This is a genomic window from Pedobacter chinensis (genome assembly GCF_003339865.1).
In the GTDB taxonomy this organism is placed as follows: domain Bacteria; phylum Bacteroidota; class Bacteroidia; order Sphingobacteriales; family Sphingobacteriaceae; genus Pedobacter; species Pedobacter chinensis.
Genome location: NZ_QPKV01000012.1, coordinates 100,021 through 117,435 on the forward strand (window position 1 = coordinate 100,021; position 17,415 = coordinate 117,435).

18 protein-coding genes and 1 riboswitch are annotated in these 17,415 nt (G+C 43.1%); of the genes, 7 read left to right on the top strand and 11 right to left on the bottom strand.

The genetic code is table 11. The features are described from left to right. Window positions 1–4 precede the first annotated feature (4 nt). The 3 genes from DU508_RS20795 to DU508_RS20805 all read left to right on the top strand — a co-directional run bounded on the left by DU508_RS20795 (window position 5) and on the right by DU508_RS20805 (window position 2,274). The gene (locus DU508_RS20795; protein ID WP_199562757.1) at window positions 5–1,084 is read left to right on the top strand and encodes a c-type cytochrome; all 1,080 of its coding nucleotides are present in this window, start codon (window positions 5–7) and stop codon (window positions 1,082–1,084) included. A gap of 4 nt (window positions 1,085–1,088) precedes the next feature. Beyond that, window positions 1,089–1,544 (top strand): DsrE family protein, encoded by a 456-nt coding sequence (locus tag DU508_RS20800; protein ID WP_056095285.1) that lies wholly within the window; start codon window positions 1,089–1,091, stop codon window positions 1,542–1,544. A gap of 340 nt (window positions 1,545–1,884) precedes the next feature. Then, window positions 1,885–2,274, top strand: a complete 390-nt coding sequence (locus DU508_RS20805) for a YidH family protein (RefSeq protein ID WP_056095288.1) — start codon at window positions 1,885–1,887, stop codon at window positions 2,272–2,274. Window positions 2,275–2,347: 73 nt separating this feature from the next. On the opposite strand, the gene DU508_RS20810 is transcribed toward DU508_RS20805, so the two are convergent. The 8 genes from DU508_RS20810 to DU508_RS20850 form a co-directional block, all read right to left on the bottom strand. Then, window positions 2,348–2,704, bottom strand: a complete 357-nt coding sequence (locus tag DU508_RS20810; protein ID WP_056095291.1) for a response regulator — start codon at window positions 2,702–2,704, stop codon at window positions 2,348–2,350. A gap of 87 nt (window positions 2,705–2,791) precedes the next feature. Beyond that, a complete protein-coding gene (locus DU508_RS20815; protein ID WP_056095295.1) occupies window positions 2,792–2,974 on the bottom strand; it encodes a hypothetical protein in 183 nt (60 codons plus the stop codon). Window positions 2,975–3,005: 31 nt separating this feature from the next. Then, complete coding sequence (locus DU508_RS20820) at window positions 3,006–3,572, bottom strand: hypothetical protein (RefSeq protein ID WP_056095298.1); 567 nt, start codon at window positions 3,570–3,572, stop codon at window positions 3,006–3,008. After that, window positions 3,569–3,799, bottom strand: a complete 231-nt coding sequence (locus tag DU508_RS20825) for a hypothetical protein (RefSeq protein WP_056095301.1) — start codon at window positions 3,797–3,799, stop codon at window positions 3,569–3,571. Before DU508_RS20825 ends, DU508_RS20820 begins: the two co-directional genes overlap by 4 nt. Window positions 3,800–3,867: 68 nt before the next feature. After that, window positions 3,868–4,947: an efflux RND transporter periplasmic adaptor subunit gene (locus tag DU508_RS20830; protein WP_056095304.1), complete on the bottom strand. Its 1,080-nt coding sequence runs from the start codon at window positions 4,945–4,947 to the stop codon at window positions 3,868–3,870. Window positions 4,948–4,959: 12 nt separating this feature from the next. Beyond that, window positions 4,960–8,181 carry an efflux RND transporter permease subunit gene (locus DU508_RS20835; protein ID WP_056095306.1) on the bottom strand — a complete coding sequence of 1,074 codons (3,222 nt, stop codon included), beginning with the start codon at window positions 8,179–8,181 and terminating at the stop codon, window positions 4,960–4,962. Between the two features lie 7 nt (window positions 8,182–8,188). Continuing rightward, entirely contained in the window at window positions 8,189–9,580 is a 1,392-nt protein-coding gene (locus DU508_RS20840) for a TolC family protein (protein WP_056095310.1), read from the bottom strand. A gap of 1,544 nt (window positions 9,581–11,124) precedes the next feature. Further along, entirely contained in the window at window positions 11,125–11,361 is a 237-nt protein-coding gene (locus tag DU508_RS20850; protein WP_231459955.1) for a four-helix bundle copper-binding protein, read from the bottom strand. Window positions 11,362–11,690: 329 nt separating this feature from the next. After that, a riboswitch (Fluoride riboswitch) is annotated at window positions 11,691–11,759 on the top strand. Window positions 11,760–11,801: 42 nt separating this feature from the next. Here DU508_RS20850 and DU508_RS20855 point away from each other — a divergent pair. Genes DU508_RS20855 through DU508_RS20870 form a run of 4 tightly spaced genes read left to right on the top strand, consistent with a single transcriptional unit; the run spans window position 11,802 to window position 15,424 of the window. Then, entirely contained in the window at window positions 11,802–12,356 is a 555-nt protein-coding gene (locus DU508_RS20855; protein WP_124910972.1) for a phosphatase PAP2 family protein, read from the top strand. Between the two features lie 4 nt (window positions 12,357–12,360). Beyond that, entirely contained in the window at window positions 12,361–12,774 is a 414-nt protein-coding gene (locus DU508_RS20860) for an EamA family transporter (RefSeq protein WP_008245453.1), read from the top strand. 58 nt (window positions 12,775–12,832) lie between these two features. Beyond that, entirely contained in the window at window positions 12,833–14,113 is a 1,281-nt protein-coding gene (gene eno, locus DU508_RS20865; RefSeq protein ID WP_008245454.1) for a phosphopyruvate hydratase, read from the top strand. An 18-nt stretch (window positions 14,114–14,131) separates the two neighbouring features. Further along, entirely contained in the window at window positions 14,132–15,424 is a 1,293-nt protein-coding gene (locus tag DU508_RS20870) for a voltage-gated chloride channel family protein (protein WP_008245455.1), read from the top strand. Between the two features lie 160 nt (window positions 15,425–15,584). On the opposite strand, the gene DU508_RS20875 is transcribed toward DU508_RS20870, so the two are convergent. Genes DU508_RS20875 through DU508_RS20885 form a run of 3 tightly spaced genes read right to left on the bottom strand, consistent with a single transcriptional unit; the run spans window position 15,585 to window position 17,413 of the window. Then, the gene (locus tag DU508_RS20875; protein WP_008245456.1) at window positions 15,585–15,974 is read right to left on the bottom strand and encodes a YidH family protein; all 390 of its coding nucleotides are present in this window, start codon (window positions 15,972–15,974) and stop codon (window positions 15,585–15,587) included. Between the two features lie 40 nt (window positions 15,975–16,014). Beyond that, complete coding sequence (locus DU508_RS20880; RefSeq protein ID WP_056095394.1) at window positions 16,015–16,521, bottom strand: hypothetical protein; 507 nt, start codon at window positions 16,519–16,521, stop codon at window positions 16,015–16,017. Then, complete coding sequence (locus DU508_RS20885) at window positions 16,514–17,413, bottom strand: LysR family transcriptional regulator (RefSeq protein WP_056095397.1); 900 nt, start codon at window positions 17,411–17,413, stop codon at window positions 16,514–16,516. Before DU508_RS20885 ends, DU508_RS20880 begins: the two co-directional genes overlap by 8 nt. Window positions 17,414–17,415: the final 2 nt, after the last annotated feature.

Below are 17,415 nucleotides of genomic sequence, written 5' to 3' on the forward strand. Positions count from 1 at the left end.
AAGTGTGAAAACAGAAAGAAACAACGAGGATAAACTGCAGGTATTTGCCCGGTTTGGAAAATATCTCGTATGGACGTCATTTCTATTCGTTGTGATCATGTTTTCTCTTGTTTTAGCACTCAGCGGATTTCATCTTCCAAAAAGTTTCTATGCGGATAAGCCTAATCCATCCATTCAAAAGAATCAAATAAAACCTTTAGAGCGCCGTGTTGCTAAACCCGAATATTGGAAGGCGCCTGATACGATGCAGCTTCAGGGCAAAGCTGATGCGGATCTGATCAGGTATGGCCGGGATTTGATTGTCCGTACGGCATACTATTTAGGGCCGCAGGGTATCGTAGGAAAGCTGACTAATGGTATGAATTGTCAGAACTGCCACTTGGATGCAGGAACCAGGCCCTTTGCGAATAATTTCTCCATCTTTTATGCAGGTTTTCCAAAAATGAGCGCAAGAAGCGGTAGAAAGGAAGAAGCCTTTGAACGGATTAATGAGTGCTTCGAGCGAAGCATGAACGGCAAAGCTCCGGGAAGAAATTCCAGGGAAATGGTCGCCATGTTGGCCTATTTAAAATGGGTTGGAAAAAAACAGGATGCCGCACATTCCATTGCGGATAATTCGGTAAAAAAAATCCCATATCTGGATGTGCCTGCAGATCCCCTGAAGGGGAAAATGGTATATGCCTCCAAATGCAGCAGCTGTCATGGAGAAACGGGCAAAGGCGTTGCCTCACCTGATGGAAAAGGATATATGTACCCTCCCCTTTGGGGCAGGGACAGCTATAACGATGGTGCAGGAATGTTCAGGCTTGGAAATTTTGCAGGATTTGTCAAAAACAACATGCCTTATGGCGCCACCTACAAAGATCCGAACTTAACGGATGCGGAAGCCTGGGACGTAGCTGCATTTGTGAATGCGCAGCCCAGACCGCACCTGGATTCCAAAAACGACTATAAAAACCTGTACACAAAGCCAATAGATTATCCCTTCGGGCCATATGCAGATCACTTTAGCGAAAAGCAGCATAAATATGGTCCCTTTATTGACATGGCTGAACAGCACGCACCTATAAAACAGAAAAAATAGAAACATGAAAAAATTACTGATCTTACTCCAGCTTGTCATCATGATGGTCATCACCACCAATGTATCTGCACAGGAGACAAAAAAACCGTTTACGGGTGCTGTTGCAAAAAAGAAATCATATAAAGCGCTATATGTACTTAACAGTGCCGAGGAAAAACATATTTCGGGAACACTCAGGAACATCAACAATGCTTTGGAGGATCCAAGATTGAAGGGAAAACTGGAGGTTGAGCTTATCGCCTTCGGGGATGGCGTGGCGGTTTATCGCAAGGATGGAAAGTTCCTTGAGCAGCTTAATTTGCTAAAGTCAAAGGGCGTAATTCTTGCGCAGTGCGAGAATACCGTTCGCGAGCGGAAAATCGATAAGTCAGATCTCTTCGATTTCATCAGCTATGTGCCAAGCGGCAACGGAGAGATCATCATCCGTTCGGCGGAAGGATGGGTAATCGTTCATCCCTAATGTAAAAACCAAAACGGCAGTGAATCTTTAAAAGGTGCAAATTGGTATTTCGATACGATGCAAAGATTAGGATCAGTTGTGCCGGATCCATTTCACCCGGGGCCGCAAACGCCGAAAATTATTGTCATGTTTAAATATCAATGGCTTATGCCGGCAACACTAAAATTCAAAAGGTTCGACAAAATTGTCTATCATCGTATGTGCTGTGCGGAGTAACGCATTTAAAAATGCTAGGGAATTTATCGAAAAGCTACATAATTAAAACAGTACTCGCCCAAACAGCATTGATAAAATTTTGTTAATCAGGCATGCGGTGATCCGTCAACCAATATTATCAATAATGGAAAAAGAAGAACAAGCCATTCCTAAATCAAACACTGGTGACCATCTGGCCAACGAACGGACTTTTCTTGCCTGGATAAGAACTAGCATAGGAATTATGGGCTTTGGTTTTGTGGTGGTAAAGTTTTCACTTTTTATCAAGCAGATCACTCTCGCTCTTGGGGCCAAAGCCGTCGTACACCAAACCGGCAACTCACAGAGGATAGGAATACTTCTTGTCGGGGTAGGCGCACTGACCATCATCCTGGCATTTATGCGCTATCAAAAAACTCATACACTTATTAATCAAGGCAGTTATTACCATTCCTCTACACTCATCAAAGTCCTTACCGTGGTTATTTTCATTTCAAGCATGCTTTTGTTGATATATCTTGTAAGAACGACTTAGCGGATCTCTGACATGGAAACACTGATTGTGAGCACGAATACCAAACTTGAGAGAACCCGTACTTTATCACCGGTCAAATATGTTTCGCTACCAAACGCAGCAGGTCGTGAATATCGAAAGGCTTTTTAATAAAATTCTCTGCAGCGCAGCCCCTTCTAATGTCATAACGGTCCGCATGAGCACTCATCATGATAATCGGAACATTCCGGGTTTTCTCTAAGGACTTCAGGTAACTGCAGACTTCAATGCCGTTTCCATCGGGGAGCATAACATCCAGCAGAAAAAGATCTGCAACATGATCACTTAGCCCTGCCATAAACGAGCTTACCGAAGAAAACGCGGAAACCCCGTACCCCTCACTGTTAAAAAGAAGCTGTAATACTTCGGTTATACCCTCATCATTTTCCAAAAGATATATCATCTTTTCCATTTGTCATGCATATTGTGGGTTGCCCCTGGTTATAATAAATCTGATTTGCCATTCCTACGAATGTTTTTTAAAGGTCTAAAAAGGCCCCTACTTCCTCAATTTTCGCTTCTCATTGAGATGGCCGGTTTCCAGGTTCAACCGCTCCAGCAGGTAACGCAATAAAACCTCTCTATCTTGGTTTGCGGGGTGATATGCGTTATCTCCACCCTTTGCTGAGGATTTATTATGGTCAAAAGTTTCAAATGGTTGTGAAATATTTTTCTCTGTCATAATTTAAATTTTAGGTTAAATATTTTGCCTATTATTTTTTAGTTCCTGAAATTGCCAGAGCCAAACGAAGTCCAAAAAAGGAAACCTGCCCTCCGCTGCTTTTCCAACCCTCATAACGAAGGCCGAGATCTGCACTATAATGCTTCGAAATTGGAATGCTGGCACCCAAAGTCGGTCCGTAGGCAAAAGAGGTATTCAGCCGGTCTCCAAGAGTATTTGCTGCACCAAGCTCAAGGGCAGCGTAATAGATACCTTCAAAGTAATATTTTGCTCCGACTTTAATTGGAACAACACCATTCATGCTTGTTGGCTCTCCTAAATAATCGAGACGTTTTTTTACCTCATCCCTGTAGCGGAAAGTCATATAGCCCGCAGATCCGGTTAGGTTGAGGTGCTCCGAAACCTTGAATTCCACCTTTGTTGATGCCCCATATCCGTTGACATAAGTTTTAGCCGTCTTACCGGTCGGAAAGCCCATGACAAAGCCTACCGATATCTTGGGGACGGCAGTTTGATCTTGCGCCTTTACCTTTACAGTCATTAATAACAGGAAACAGATCAGAAAAGGTTGAAATGTCCATCCGGCATAGGCACTCATAGGGAGGTCCTGTAAAAAATGTTTAACTCGGCCGCAATGCTTTCCAGGTAAGGGGCAAGCTTAAAATCTCTTGATACAAAGGATATTACCCCTTGTTTTTTACATTCCCAAACCGTCCCAACCAGCTCTCCCTCGATGTAGACCTGGTTGCATCTTTTCTTTGGGACATCTATGCAAATGTGTTTTCCCCCGATTTCAAACTCATGGTTAAATTCTAAATCTTTCATATTTTCCTTTTTTCTTATCTGACTAATAAAAAGATTTGCCGGGCGGCTAATATCCGCCCGGCAATGTTTTATAGCGTCTGACCGCTTTTGATCTCATCGTTCGCGGGCGAAATAATCTCTGTCCCGGCTTTGATGGAACCAAAAATCTCGGTCATCTCTGTTCCCTTCATCCCTTCCTTAATGTCAACGAGCTTGGCTTTACCATTTGCAATTTCCACTACGTACTTCCGTTCTGTAGAACGCACGATAGCAGAATTAGGCACAAGAAGCGAAGTCGCACCGGATTTAAGCGGGATTTCAACCTCGGCATACATGCCGGCCTTCAACCTGTTATCTTTATTGGCCACGTCAACCTCGACGATTTCCTGGCGCATGTTGCCCAGTGAATTTGCAGACCGGCTGATCTTGGCCTGGCGCTGTTCCCCCGGCAGCGCATTGAAGCGGAACTTGACCATCTGGCTTAGGTCCACTTTGTCTACATAATCCTCAGGTATAGAAACTTCAAGCCTCATGTGGGTCAGGTCCTGCAATACCAGCATGGGTAGGTCCGAAGATTTGCCCGCCGACACCAGTGCTCCCGGTGATACATTCCTGTCAACGATCACCCCGTCAAAAGGCGCATATACTTTCAAGTAGTCCTGCATGGTACGTACGGAGGATACATTTGACCGCTCAGCCTCAGCTATGGCCTTATCTCCTTTCATCCTGGAAAGCGCATTATCAAGTTCTAGCGGAGATACCGAACCTTCCTCTTTTGCTGCTTCTTTCAGACGTCTGTATTTCTCACTGCTCGCCGATGCGGTCTCCCGTGCCTGCAGGTAACGGGAATTTGCCGATTGCAATTGTGATTCGAGTTCCGGTGCTTCCAGGGTCATCAGCAGCTGGCCTTTGGTCACCTTAGAACCCAAATCGACCAGTATTGCTTTCACAAAACCATTGGCCTTGGGAAAAATGTTCACCTGGTTGAAAGGCTTGAGCACCCCGGGAATGCGGGTAAAACTGGAAAGGGCCTCTTCTTCGACCTTTGTGGTTTCATATTTGGCTTCCTTGCCGTTTTTTTCGGGACTGATGTTCACGGGCTTCTGGTTTCCGCCACACGCGGCCAGAGTACTTATAATTATTATGATGGGAATGAATCTGGTTTTCATGTTGTTTATCTTTTAAATTCTTGTTTTTCTAGGCATTAGGTTTGGTTCTTTTAAGCTGCTTTTTTTCTGTACCCAAGCGAAAACCTGCGGAAGGATGAAGAGCGCGGCAAGGGTTGAAAAGAATAGCCCACCAATAACAGCCCTGCCGAGCGGCGCGGTCTGTTCACCGGATTCGCCCAACCCAGAGGCCATCGGGATCATCCCGGCTATCATCGCAAAACTGGTCATCAGGATCGGCCTTAAACGAATCCCGGCACTCACCACTGCCGCCCGGGTAGAATCCTTGTAATCCAGCCTGAGTTTTTCGGCGTTGGTCACGATAAGTATCGCATTGGCCACTGACACCCCGGTGGACATGATCATCCCCATGTAGCTCTGCAGGTTAAGCGTAGAACCTGTAAGCAATAATGCGGTAAGCGACCCAAGGATTACAGCAGGAACGGTCGAAAGAACCGTCAGCGAAAGCTTGAAAGACTGGTAATTGGCCGCAAGCAGCAGGAAGATCACCAATATCGCAAAAGCAAGTCCGCCCTGAAGAGAAGATAGTGTTTCAGTCAACAGGCTCGACATACCTTTCACTTCAGCAGTTAGTCCCTTAGGAGGCGTGCCTACGGACTTTAGTGCCTTTTCTACATCAGCAGTTGCCGTTCCAAGATCCTTTTTATAAATGTTTGCGCTCACGGTCAGAAAGCGTCTTGGCCCGGAGCGGTCATATTCTCCTGGAAGGTAACTGGTATTGAAAGTAGCGATGTCGCCCAGTACCGGACTGCTCTGCCCTTTAACCAAAGGAATTTCTTTGAGCTCATCCATTGTATTCATGACATACTCTGGAACCTGTACCTGTACCTGGTAGGTATAGGCGGTTTTTTCATCGAGCCATTGGTTCTTCTCAGTAAATCGGCTGGATGAGGTACTTGCAGTAACTGACCTTGCGATATCAACCACGTTCAGCCCAAACTGCGCCGCCTTTAATCTATCAAGGGTAATAGAAACCACGGGAATGTGCAGGGGTTGAGCAATCTGGATATCACGGAGGTAATCTATTTTTTTAAGTTTAGAGAGCACCTTATTAGCGTAAGACTCGATCTGGTCCATATCTTTTCCTGCTACTCTGATCTCAATAGGAGTTGCAGCGCCTTGGCTCATAATCTTTTCGGTCATGTCAATCGGCTCAAAGGTGATACGTAGGTCAGGAAGTTTATAAGCGATGTTCTTTCTCAGCGCATCTTTCAGCTCATCCATATTTACCTTATAATCTTCATCAAGGTTCACCTGAAGCACAGCCTCATGGGTACCGGTATTGAAGATATATAAGTTACTTGTTCCGTAACTACTCGGAATAAGCCCAACGTATCCCGAACTAACTGCGATATGGTTATCTACTGTCTGATTGATAATGGAAAGTACCTGCTTAAATTTCTCCTCGGTGCGCTCTAATCTGGTACCGTCCGGCGCTTTGATGCGTATCTGGAACTGTCCGTTGTTGAGCTTTGGCATCATATCCTTTCCAATAAAAACAAATCCCAGTCCTGCAAGAGAAATGACCAGAACTAAATAAATCCCGACAATACCTTTTTTCATCGGCATCCACCGCTGGATGATTGCCATAAACCGCACCTTCACCCTTTCAAAGAAATCATTTTTTTCCGGTTCATCCTTTTCATTTTGCAGATGCTTTTCTACCTGCTCTCCTTGCCTCTCGTCCAGGGCCTCTCCTGCATGAGCATGGATCTTACCATGGTCATAGTGCTGGTAACGTTCTTCGTTTATCATCCAGTTGGATAGAATGGGAACTAAGGTCTGGGCCACGATGAAAGAGACAACCATGGTGAAGCCAATCGAAAGGGATAGTGGCAAAAACATCGCCTTTGGTATACCGTTCATCATAAAAGATGGTGCAAATACGGCCAGAATACACAGCAGGATGAGCAGCAGCGGGAATGCGATTTCTTCACAGGCATCGTAAATGGCTTCGCGTTTGGGCTTGCCCATTTCCAGGTGCTGATGGATATTTTCGATCGTCACCGTTGCCTGATCGACCAGGATCCCTATTGCAAGTGCCAGACCGCTCAAGGTCATGATATTTATGGTCTGACCGAACATGCCTAGTAAAAGCACCCCAATTAAAATCGATACCGGAATGGTGATCACCACGATAAGACTGCTTCGCAGATCACGCAGGAATAGCAACACCATTAGGCCCGTTAATAGTGCACCAAGACCACCTTCAGTGATCAGGCTTTTTACCGAGTTGATAACGGCAACAGACTGGTCAAATTCATAAGAGATGTGGACATCGTCCGGCAAGAGGCTCTGCATTTCGGGGATTTTGGCCTTTAAGGACTTTACCACTGACCAAGTCGAGGCGTCTGCTGTTTTGACCACAGGAATATACACAGACCGTTTCCCGTTGATCAATGCATAATCCACGGTAACATCCGCTGCATCGGCAACCCTTGCCACATCCCTTACCAATATTGAAACGCCGTTTTTTGTAGCTATTGGAATGTTGTTGAATTCATCGACCGTTTTAACCAGGGAGTTCATAGAGGTCACCATCATGGTATTGTCCAACCTTAGATTTCCCGAAGGAGACATGACATTGAACTTGGATAAAGCCCCTACCACCTCGTCCGGAGTCAGATTATAACTCCTTAATTTGCTCGGATCTACACTAATGGTAATCGAGCGGGAATTGGCACCGAATGGCGGTGGCGCTGAAAGCCCTGCGACAGAGGAAAACATGGGCCTGATACGCGTTGCCGCCATATCATAGATTTCTTTCAGACTGCGGGATTTGGCCGAGAGTACAAGCTGGCCTACTGGCAGTGAAGAGGCATCAAAGCGGACCACCTGCGGAGGCAAAGCGCCTGGAGGGAAGAACTTCATGGCCCGGTTAACCTGCAAGGCAACTTGGGCAGAAGCCTCTGCCATATTGGTGCTTTCATAAAAACTCAGCTTTAGCATCGTCAAACCCTGAATGTTTTTGGCGGTAATATTCTTAACGCCATTAACATAAAGAAACTGATCCTGTAGACGAGTGGAGAAGAAGCCCTCCATCTGTTGTGGAGACATACCTCCGTAGGATTCAATAACATATATTGTCGGCGAATTAAGCTGGGGGAAAATATCTATTGGGATCTTCAGCGCACTGAGAACTGCAAAGAGCAGTAAACTCGCGGTGATCACCACTGTTGTAATCGGCTTTTTCAGGGCCGAGGTAACCATTGACATATCTTTATTATTTTAATGTGTTTAACAGTGAATCTACTTGGTTGGTGGCGATAGCCTTTTGAAAAAGCGCCCGGATGTACAGATATTTTGCGTTGACAAAATCGGTTTCTGCACGGTAAAGGATGGTCAGGGCTGCATTGAGCTCAATGATGTCGGTCAGCCCGTTCTTATAAAGCGAGAGCTTCTGGCGATACCCTGCGGCCGCTGCCTTTAGCTGGTTTGGTATTTCATCGAGTCTTTTATGCGCGGTACTGATCTCAAGTCCTGCTTGAAGGGCGGCATTTGATAACATTAACCTTTCCTGCTGTAGTTCCTTTAAGTAAAAATTGCTACTGGCCTTTTGGGTCCTAAGCTTCAACTGACGCCTGCGCAGATCAAATAAGTTATAACTGATCCCTACGCCCACGAGGTAATTTTCCCGTTGCCATTCCAAGCCATTCGAGAGACTGTTGAAATTATCATTGGCATCAATGCTTGATCCCCTTGACCAGGCAGCAGCTTGCAGGCTTACCTTTGGATTATAGGCTTTTTTGACCAGGTTTTCCTTCTCAACGCTGCTTAGATAATTGCTTTTGTAGAAATCAAGCAGCGGATGGCTTGAACTGTCGGTCAACTTTACCGATAGGTTTACCTCAAGCGATTTTAGCCGATCCAGGATCGTACTGTCAGCGACAATACTTTCCGGATTTAGCCCGCTGATTGCTGCAATGTCGAGCTGAACCTGTCTGTAGGTATTGTCCATTTCAATATAGTTCAATCTTGATTTGGAGAGTTCGGCCCCTGCGATACTGGTATCCACACCCGGACGCACACCGCTTCTGGCAAGGGATAAAATCGAACGGTTGATCTGCTCATTGCGACTGATATTGCTTGCTTGAATGGATAGCATGTCCTGAAGCTTTAGTAGACTCAGGTAATCATCAATAGCGATGGCCCTTGTCTGGTATCGGCGCTGGGCAAACTTGGATCGTTCAACGACAAGTTCTGATTTGGCGACTGCATTCTGAGCTTTATAGGCACCAAAATTATAGACCTCCCAATCAAGGGAGACAATACCAAGATTAGTAAGTGTAGCCTTGGTAGTGCTTTCAGTCCTAACACCTCTGGAATTGGAGGGAACTATACCAAAGGCCATATAAGGTCCTGCCACGTTATTGTTTGAGCCCAGATCTGCCTGATAATTAAGCTTCAGATTTGGAAGGGCATTCGCCGCGGTCTCTCTTAACTGGGCGGCACGTATATCAACTGTTGCTGAATCAGCGGCCAGTGAAGGTGAAAAAGCGGTCACGTGATCGATCAGATCAACGATCCCGATGGGCTTTGGGGAGGTTTGGGCATGGCTTTCCAGCCCCATATATAAAAGTGGGAACAAACAGAAAATCTGTTTAATACGGATCATGTCTTTAAATTAAAATTTAAGGAAAAAGATTTGACGGACGTCTTGGACAGGAAACACGGTGATTAACCGGCCGTCGTCACTTCATCATTTGAAGGACCTGTCAATAAAAGAAAATTGAGATAAATCTCAGATCCGAAAGACCTGGTTGGAAATATAAATTGGGACTGATCCGGCAATCCTGTATCTGATCTCAAGAAAATACCTGTTTAGGTTAGAGGCTAAAAGCGAAAGCCCCAAAAATAAGATGACGCCGATAAGAAAAGCTTCCAAAACAGGAAGCACGGTTTTCTTGCGTTCATCAAGGATACACTTAAATTGTCTGGTAATTTTTGAATCCTTTCCAAGCGGAGAAAAGCTACCTTTGTACTGCGCAGCTGATTTTATTCCCCGGGCGGACTCTAAAAGGGAGAGGTTGGATAAAAAAAAGATATTGCCCAAAGAGATAATCAGGTACAGCAAGACGACTCCAATTATAGAGCAATTTGGTACCTGCTTAACTTTCAAACCCTTCAAATTTAACAACCTAAATATATAGGCGCTAAAATCTGCATTAATCTAAAAAGATGAGAGGATAAACCGCAACAAAACCGTTACAAAATATCAACAAATATTAGGTTACGATATTTCTCACCCTACTTTCGATTGTCATCGAATAATTTCTTTTTCCTATACTGTCCCTCCATCTTGTTGTTCAAAACTTTATCAAAATTAACCACAGCTTCACAATGCTCAAAAAGGGTCGAACTTCCGCGGGTTGACCCTACTAAGTGGCAATATGAGGCATCTAAAAAGTATGCCTCTTATTTTTTAAACATTAAGAACTTGAAAATAAGTCACTTACAATAGATTAAATTGAATTTTTCGGTTCGAACTTTTTAGAATTTTCCCTAAAATTAAGATATACCGCAACTATTTATAAAACACCAATTGTCTAGACATCAGTGTTGAACTCCATAAACTGCTATCTAATTAGCCAAATAAGCATGTGGATTAGTTTCAATTGCGAACATCGATCAGCTTGAATATTATTCAATTATAGGATAAACGGGGGGAAATCCGTTTGGTCTAAATTTTTTTACAATTATGCGCAATTGCCATGTAGCTTGCATTTAATTTAGAAGGTACATACCCTCGGTTTAACAACGTGATTGATTTAACACCGCCATTGAAATGAAATTTGTATTTTTTGTTTTTTGAAATAATTTGATGAAGCGGGAATTGAAAGTTCATGCATTATTTAATGCATTCCTCAACTCGCATCTAGCCTTCATTTTCATAGAATTCGAATTATCAAGTACTCATCATCAAAAACTGAAATTCTTATTTGAATAATGGAATGAGTTTATGAGAATCATATCCTAAAAAACCCATTTTTTTAAGGCTAGAGAAAGGACATACCAAGAACAACCTCAAACCTTGGTAAATATCAAATAATGAGGGAATAATGAAAATAAAATGAATGGAATAAATTTGCCTATTTATAAAAATGAAAGGGCAACTAGAATGCTGCCCTTAATCAATTAATGCTCACGGTGATTGGCATCTTAAGCAGCTACTCCTGTCATTCTTCTGCATTCTTCCGCACAAGCCTTACAAGCATCTGCACATTCCTGACAATGCTGGGTATGATGATTACTACACTCATCTCCGCATTGCTGGCAAATATCTGCGCAAATACGGCAAATGTCTTGAGCAAAAGAGCTACCCATACTCATCAATTGAGCGGCAGAGTAGCAGATGGCTGCACATTGCATATCAAGCTCAATACACCGCGCCATCATTTTCACGTCTTCTTCCTGAGTGCATGAACTTGCACAATGATTGCAAATTGAAGCACACTTTAAGCATGCATCAATACAGTTTTTCCATTCATGGTATCCCATAACTTTAATTTTTTAGGGTTATAAAAAAAATTCCTATATAGATAACATGGTTATTTCCAGGCGGTTTCATTTTGTTTAAGAAAAGCTTTAATCCCGTGATATGATGCTTGTTTAAACGGTAGAAGAATAAGAAACTGGTTCTCGTATTCAAATAAGGAGGAATAGTGATAAATTAAATTCTCAACACCTACTTTAAGATTTTGCACATCATTTTATTAGTATTATATTTGCAATACGGAAATGGTGTCCTTCCGATTCAACCGCTTTTTTCAAAAGCTGATGGCGCCTACAATAGAAATTCCAGCAGGTAATAAAATCTGCCGGTCAAAGTATTGTAGGTGAAAAAATTAAAAATAAATTCTCAACTCTTATTGCTGGCAGCTATCTTAATTGCGCTTGTCTTACTTTGTCTGTCTGCCAAAGTGAGATCAGTGTTAGCAATGGTCCTGCCGGTTGAAACTGAATGGTTCTTGTGGATAAATCAGCACCATAATGCATTCTGGGATACGATCATGTACTGGGCCAGTGATAAGCGTTTTTGGCTTCCTTTTTATGCCTTCATTATTTATTGCCTCTTCCAGAATTTCTGCAAAAAAATTTGGCAGGTTCTTATTACCATTGCGCTACTAGTTGCTAGTGCAGATCAGATTGCTTCAGGACTGATTAAAAACACCGTTAAGCGTCTACGCCCTTCCCATGAACCGAATCTAACTACGATCATTCATTTAAGTAAAGCAGGTGCGGGTGGGATGTATGGATGGCCATCCGCTCTTTCATCACCTATCTTCAAAAGCATTCTTTCCGCTGGTTCGGCATTTACCGGATCATTGCCGGAGCAACGGTTCTTGTACTCATTTACTTTGGAATTATTCAATAACGGAAAATTAACATAAAACTATGTGGTGGATCTACGCGCTATTATCAGCTTTCTTTGCTTCCCTTACGGCCATCTTTGCAAAAGTCGGCGTAACCAATGTCAATTCTGATTTGGCTACTGCCATACGAACGGTGGTAATACTGATTGTAGCCTGGGGGATCGTAATGGCCAGAGGCGAACTTAAAGGAATTACGGAACTGTCAAAGCATAACCTGCTATTTCTTTTTTTATCTGGCCTTGCCACCGGCTTGTCCTGGATATTCTACTACAAGGCTTTGCAGATCGGGAAAGTGTCCCAGGTCGCCCCTGTTGATAAGTTGAGTGTTGCCCTAACTATTATACTTGCAATGGTGTTCCTGAAAGAAGCTCTTACCCTGAAAGTATTCTTTGGTGCCCTGCTGATCATTGGGGGAACACTGGTTTTGATCTTTTGAGAAACTCAATTATTTGTAAGCAACCGAAATACTAAAAATCAATATAAAACAAAAAACTATGAAATTAACTAAAATTCATGCCCGTGAAATTTTGGATTCCAGGGGCAATCCGACAGTAGAAGTAGAAGTCACTCTTAACGGAACAACAGCAAGGGGTATTTCTCCATCCGGGGCAAGTACGGGTGAAAAAGAAGCCGTAGAGCTTAGAGATGGTGATCCAGAGCGCTATAATGGTAAAGGCGTGGAAAAAGCAGTAAAAGGGATTAACGTCGAAGTCGGCAAATCAGTCACCGGCTTATCCTTTGAGGGTCAGCAGGCCTTCGATGATCATATAATTGGTCTGGATGGAACCGAGAATAAATCAAGGCTCGGCGCAAATGCGATGCTTGCGGCCTCAATCGCCTTCGCCCGGGCTTCGGCCGTTGCAAAAGGGATTCCCTTGTATAGGCAGCTAGTGGAAAGGGAAGGTTACGTAATGCCCGTACCGTGCATGAATGTCATTAATGGGGGAAGGCATTCTGATAACAACATCGATTTTCAGGAATTTATGATTGCCCCTCATAACGCCCCCTCGTTTAAGGAAAGTATCCGTATGGGCGAAGCTGTTTTTCATTCCCTGAGAAGTCTGCTAAAAGCGAAAGGCTATTATACCGGAGTTGGTGACGAAGGTGGGTTTGCGCCAAATCTGAGTTCTAATGAGGAAGCCGTCCAAATCATCATGGAAGCGATACATATTGCCGGTTTTGCTCCAGGCAAGGATATTTCCCTTTGTCTTGACCCAGCGACCAGCGAAATGTGGAATAATGGAAAATATGAATTTTATAAAAGTTCTAAAGAACGGATCACAACAGATGAAATGATTGGCTTTTGGGAAGGATGGTTAAAAGAGTACCCAATTATCCTGTTGGAAGACGGGTTGGGCGAAAACGATTGGGAGGGATGGAAAAAGCTGACCAGCCTTTTGGGAGACAAAGTGGAATTGGTTGGAGATGATATATTCTGCACCAACCCGAGTATTATCCAGCAGGGAATCGACCAGGGCATTGCAAACAGCGTACTGATTAAATTGAACCAGATCGGTACAGTTTCCGAAACGCTAAAGGCCGTAGAACTAGCCCAAAAAAACGGTTACAATTGCTTTATTTCTCACCGCAGTGGTGAAACTGAAGACACGACAATTGCGGATCTGGTTGTCGCTACCGGTGCGGGGCACATCAAAACAGGAAGTGGCTGCCGCTCTGAAAGGGTATCTAAATTTAACCAGTTGCTTCGGATAGAAGAAGAACTTGGTGATAGGGCATCATTTGCAGGAATCAATACTTTTTATAAAAAATTATAAATCAGCCGCTAACCTACAATGAAACATAATAAATTTTTATTTGAACACCTTTCGGTTTTTAAATATGCGGTTCGATGGACGCTGCTTATACTTCCTGTTGCCATTGCAATAGGAAGTATGGTTGCCTTGTTCCTTTGGCTGCTAGGCTGGGCCATTCACTTTCGCTTTCAGCATACCTGTCTCATTTTTCTGCTACCTTTAGCAGGTATTGTGATCCACCTGATTTATCAGTCAGTTGGTAGGTCCTCAGAAAAAGGAAATAACCTGATCATGGATGAAATCCATAGGCCGGGTGGTGGAGTGCCCAGGCAGATGGCGCCAGTAATCTTAATAACTACAGTGATTACCCATTTGTTTGGCGGATCGGCTGGAAGAGAGGGAACCGCGGTACAAATCGGAGGAAGCATCGCAGGAATGTTTAGCCGCTGGTTTAAGCTAAATGAGGTAGACACCAAGATGCTCCTTACCGCGGGAATTGCAGCCGGGTTTGGGGCGGTGTTCGGAACACCGCTCACCGGTGCCATATTTGCAATGGAAGTTCTGGCCATTGGAAGAATAGAGTACAAGGCTTTACTTCCCGCATTAATTGCCAGCGTGCTTGGTGATCTTACTGTCTCTGCCTGGGGCATCCATCATACCGCTTATCACATCGATCTCATAGAGAAAAGTGCCTACTTTCTATCTGAATACCTGCCGGTAAACCTACTCCTGCTTAGTAAGGTTATTCTAGCATCCACATTGTTTGGTCTGGCCAGCTACCTGTTTGCTGTAATGGTGCATGAGATCAAGGCCTTTTTTTCTAAAGTATGTAAGATCCAGTGGCTTATTCCTGTTATCGGTGGTCTGATTATTATAGGCTTGACTTACGCCATCGGGAAACCGGATTACTTAAGTTTGGGCGTGGATAGCGAATACCAAGGAGCCGTTACAATTCCCTCTGCTTTTCAGCCTGGTGGAGCAGATACTTGGAGCTGGTTATGGAAGACCATTTACACAACTTTAACATTAGGAACTGGATTTAAAGGTGGTGAGGTAACGCCTTTGTTTTATATTGGCGCAACATTAGGCAATGCACTTTCGACCTTATTAAATGCTCCAGTTAGTTTGTTTGCTGCCCTTGGATTTATTGCTGTTTTTGCTGGTGCAACGAATACACCCCTTGCCTGTACGATTATGGGTATAGAACTTTTTGGTAGTGAATACACCATGTTTTTTGCGGTAGCCTGTTTTACAGCCTATTTTTTCAGTGGCCATTCAGGTATATATTCTTCACAGCGTATTGCGGTACCCAAAATATTTACGGGAACATAAAATATTGACTTATCCTGTTCCTGTGGATTATCATAAAGAGGTGAAATTTTTATAAGATCCTTGACCAATGCAATCAGCAATTTATATCAAAAAACAACGCTATATCGACCGCTTTCCTTCCTCTCTTTTCTAAAGCATCAAGTACAGATGATTTAACTGCCTATGTTGTTTTAATAAGGTAGAGCAGTAAAAGTATACTGGCTATGAAAACTAAAGCGGTTAAAACTTTAACAAAAAGTGTTGAATGGTAATACACCCCCTGATTCAGTTGTTCTTTCGTTGAATTATATCTTAAGTAAGAACAAATGATAGTAATTGCTCCCAGGGCAACTAGAAAAATCCCGATAATGCGGGAATCTCCGGTTTGGTGCAGGGGCACTTTACTCCCCAGTGCGGCACTGATCTGCTTGATAAATAGCGAGAATTTCATCACCACGAAGCCAAATCCCATGATACCAATACTGGTTCTGATCCAGGCCAAAAATGTTCTTTCATTAGCCAAATGGTCTCCTGCATGCTGTTTGGTGTTTTCCTGATCTTGAATTTTCATCTTGTTCTGTATCGGTATATTACAGCAATATATTTGCATGTTATGTCAATATCGATGCCAGTTTGGAGATGATAACCCTGGTATCCCGGATGCAAGTAAGCCTGTTTGATTCAGTGCCGGCAGGATAGCAGGTAACTGCAATTTCTTCGATAAACGATAAGCCTGATAGGTCAATAGATTCTTTAACCTCTTGTTCAATGCTTTTCATTAGGATCATGATTAATCGGGGTTGATATGTTCTGATTTTATGAGCTAATTGCTCTATTCCCCCCTGCCTCTGGTTTTTTCTGATTTTAACTGACGATTTATCAATAGGTGTACAAGTTAGATGTTCCAAAAAGCATCCCGTGCCTTTAAAGAACTGCAAAAAATCTTCTACAGATTTAAAATCGCCAAATACCTCACTAAATGCAAGATAAATTGTTCGAAACAGATTAGTATTTCCCAGGTAAAAATGTTTATCGTCACCTCCAGGAGCTTCAGAAACAAAGAGCAGCAGCACTTTAGCTGGCTGATATTGCCTCGAAATTTCGGTAACACTATACATTATAGTTGTAGCTTTTAGCGAAGCGCATAAATAGTTCCGCCAGAGCGTCCTGCTGACCATGAAGCTGAATGAAATGAAACGGCCTTTCGATAACCATATCCTTGATATCTATGATGCGGCATTCATTATTCTTGAGCTCTTTCAATATGGAGTGGATAGATAAAAAAGCCAGGCATTTGCTGTGAATCAAATAGGATTTAATGCTTTCGGTACTACCTAACTGCATTTCTATATTTAAGTCCCCCACCTTTATCTGGTGTGCTTTTAAAGCATATGCAATAACATCTAGTGTACCAGAACCAGGTTCACGAAGTAATAAATCATAATCCTTCAACTCATTCGGTTTGATCATTTCCTTTTTCATGGCATAATTGTGACCAGAACACACCAGCACCAGCTCGTCTTTTAGATATTGTTCGTATTTAATCTGTGGGTTCCGGGAGATGCCTTCAATGATTCCAAAATCTATTTCCTTAGCAATCAAACGCTGCTCTACATCTTCTGTGTTTCCGGTAACCAGTTGAATTTGTATATCCTTAAACTTATTGTGAAACTGTGCCAATACAGGTGGAATGATATATTGTGCCACAGTACTGCTGGCACCAATCCTCAATATTCCTTTATGCTGTTTAGTAAGTAGATTCATATCATATTCCAGTTCCCGGTAAGTTCCAAAAATCTGTTCTGCGTAATGCAACAATAATTCGCCGGCTGGGGTGAGGCTGATTTTTTTGTTTCCACTGCGTTCAAATAATGACATTTTGAACTCCTGCTCTAATTCTTTAATGTGTTTGGTTACAGCAGGCTGACTGATAAATAACTCTGCCGAGGCCTTTGTAAAATTCAGCCTTTTAGCGACAGCATAAAATACTTGCAAACGGAAATCTATCATAC

Bases quoted from the DNA above. Each gene is read 5' to 3' on its own strand.
- eno (WP_008245454.1), top strand. From the start codon at position 12,833: ATGAAATTAACTAAAATTCATGCCCGTGAAATTTTGGATTCCAGGGGC.
- DU508_RS20810 (WP_056095291.1), bottom strand. From the start codon at position 2,704: ATGGAAAAGATGATATATCTTTTGGAAAATGATGAGGGTATAACCGAA.
- DU508_RS20830 (WP_056095304.1), bottom strand. From the start codon at position 4,947: ATGAAAACCAGATTCATTCCCATCATAATAATTATAAGTACTCTGGCC.
- DU508_RS20860 (WP_008245453.1), top strand. From the start codon at position 12,361: ATGTGGTGGATCTACGCGCTATTATCAGCTTTCTTTGCTTCCCTTACG.
- DU508_RS20805 (WP_056095288.1), top strand. From the start codon at position 1,885: ATGGAAAAAGAAGAACAAGCCATTCCTAAATCAAACACTGGTGACCAT.
- DU508_RS20800 (WP_056095285.1), top strand. From the start codon at position 1,089: ATGAAAAAATTACTGATCTTACTCCAGCTTGTCATCATGATGGTCATC.
- DU508_RS20875 (WP_008245456.1), bottom strand. From the start codon at position 15,974: ATGAAAATTCAAGATCAGGAAAACACCAAACAGCATGCAGGAGACCAT.
- DU508_RS20815 (WP_056095295.1), bottom strand. From the start codon at position 2,974: ATGACAGAGAAAAATATTTCACAACCATTTGAAACTTTTGACCATAAT.
- DU508_RS20820 (WP_056095298.1), bottom strand. From the start codon at position 3,572: ATGAGTGCCTATGCCGGATGGACATTTCAACCTTTTCTGATCTGTTTC.
- DU508_RS20835 (WP_056095306.1), bottom strand. From the start codon at position 8,181: ATGTCAATGGTTACCTCGGCCCTGAAAAAGCCGATTACAACAGTGGTG.
- DU508_RS20880 (WP_056095394.1), bottom strand. From the start codon at position 16,521: ATGTATAGTGTTACCGAAATTTCGAGGCAATATCAGCCAGCTAAAGTG.
- DU508_RS20840 (WP_056095310.1), bottom strand. From the start codon at position 9,580: ATGATCCGTATTAAACAGATTTTCTGTTTGTTCCCACTTTTATATATG.
- DU508_RS20825 (WP_056095301.1), bottom strand. From the start codon at position 3,799: ATGAAAGATTTAGAATTTAACCATGAGTTTGAAATCGGGGGAAAACAC.
- DU508_RS20885 (WP_056095397.1), bottom strand. From the start codon at position 17,413: ATGATAGATTTCCGTTTGCAAGTATTTTATGCTGTCGCTAAAAGGCTG.
- DU508_RS20870 (WP_008245455.1), top strand. From the start codon at position 14,132: ATGAAACATAATAAATTTTTATTTGAACACCTTTCGGTTTTTAAATAT.
- DU508_RS20850 (WP_231459955.1), bottom strand. From the start codon at position 11,361: ATGATGGCGCGGTGTATTGAGCTTGATATGCAATGTGCAGCCATCTGC.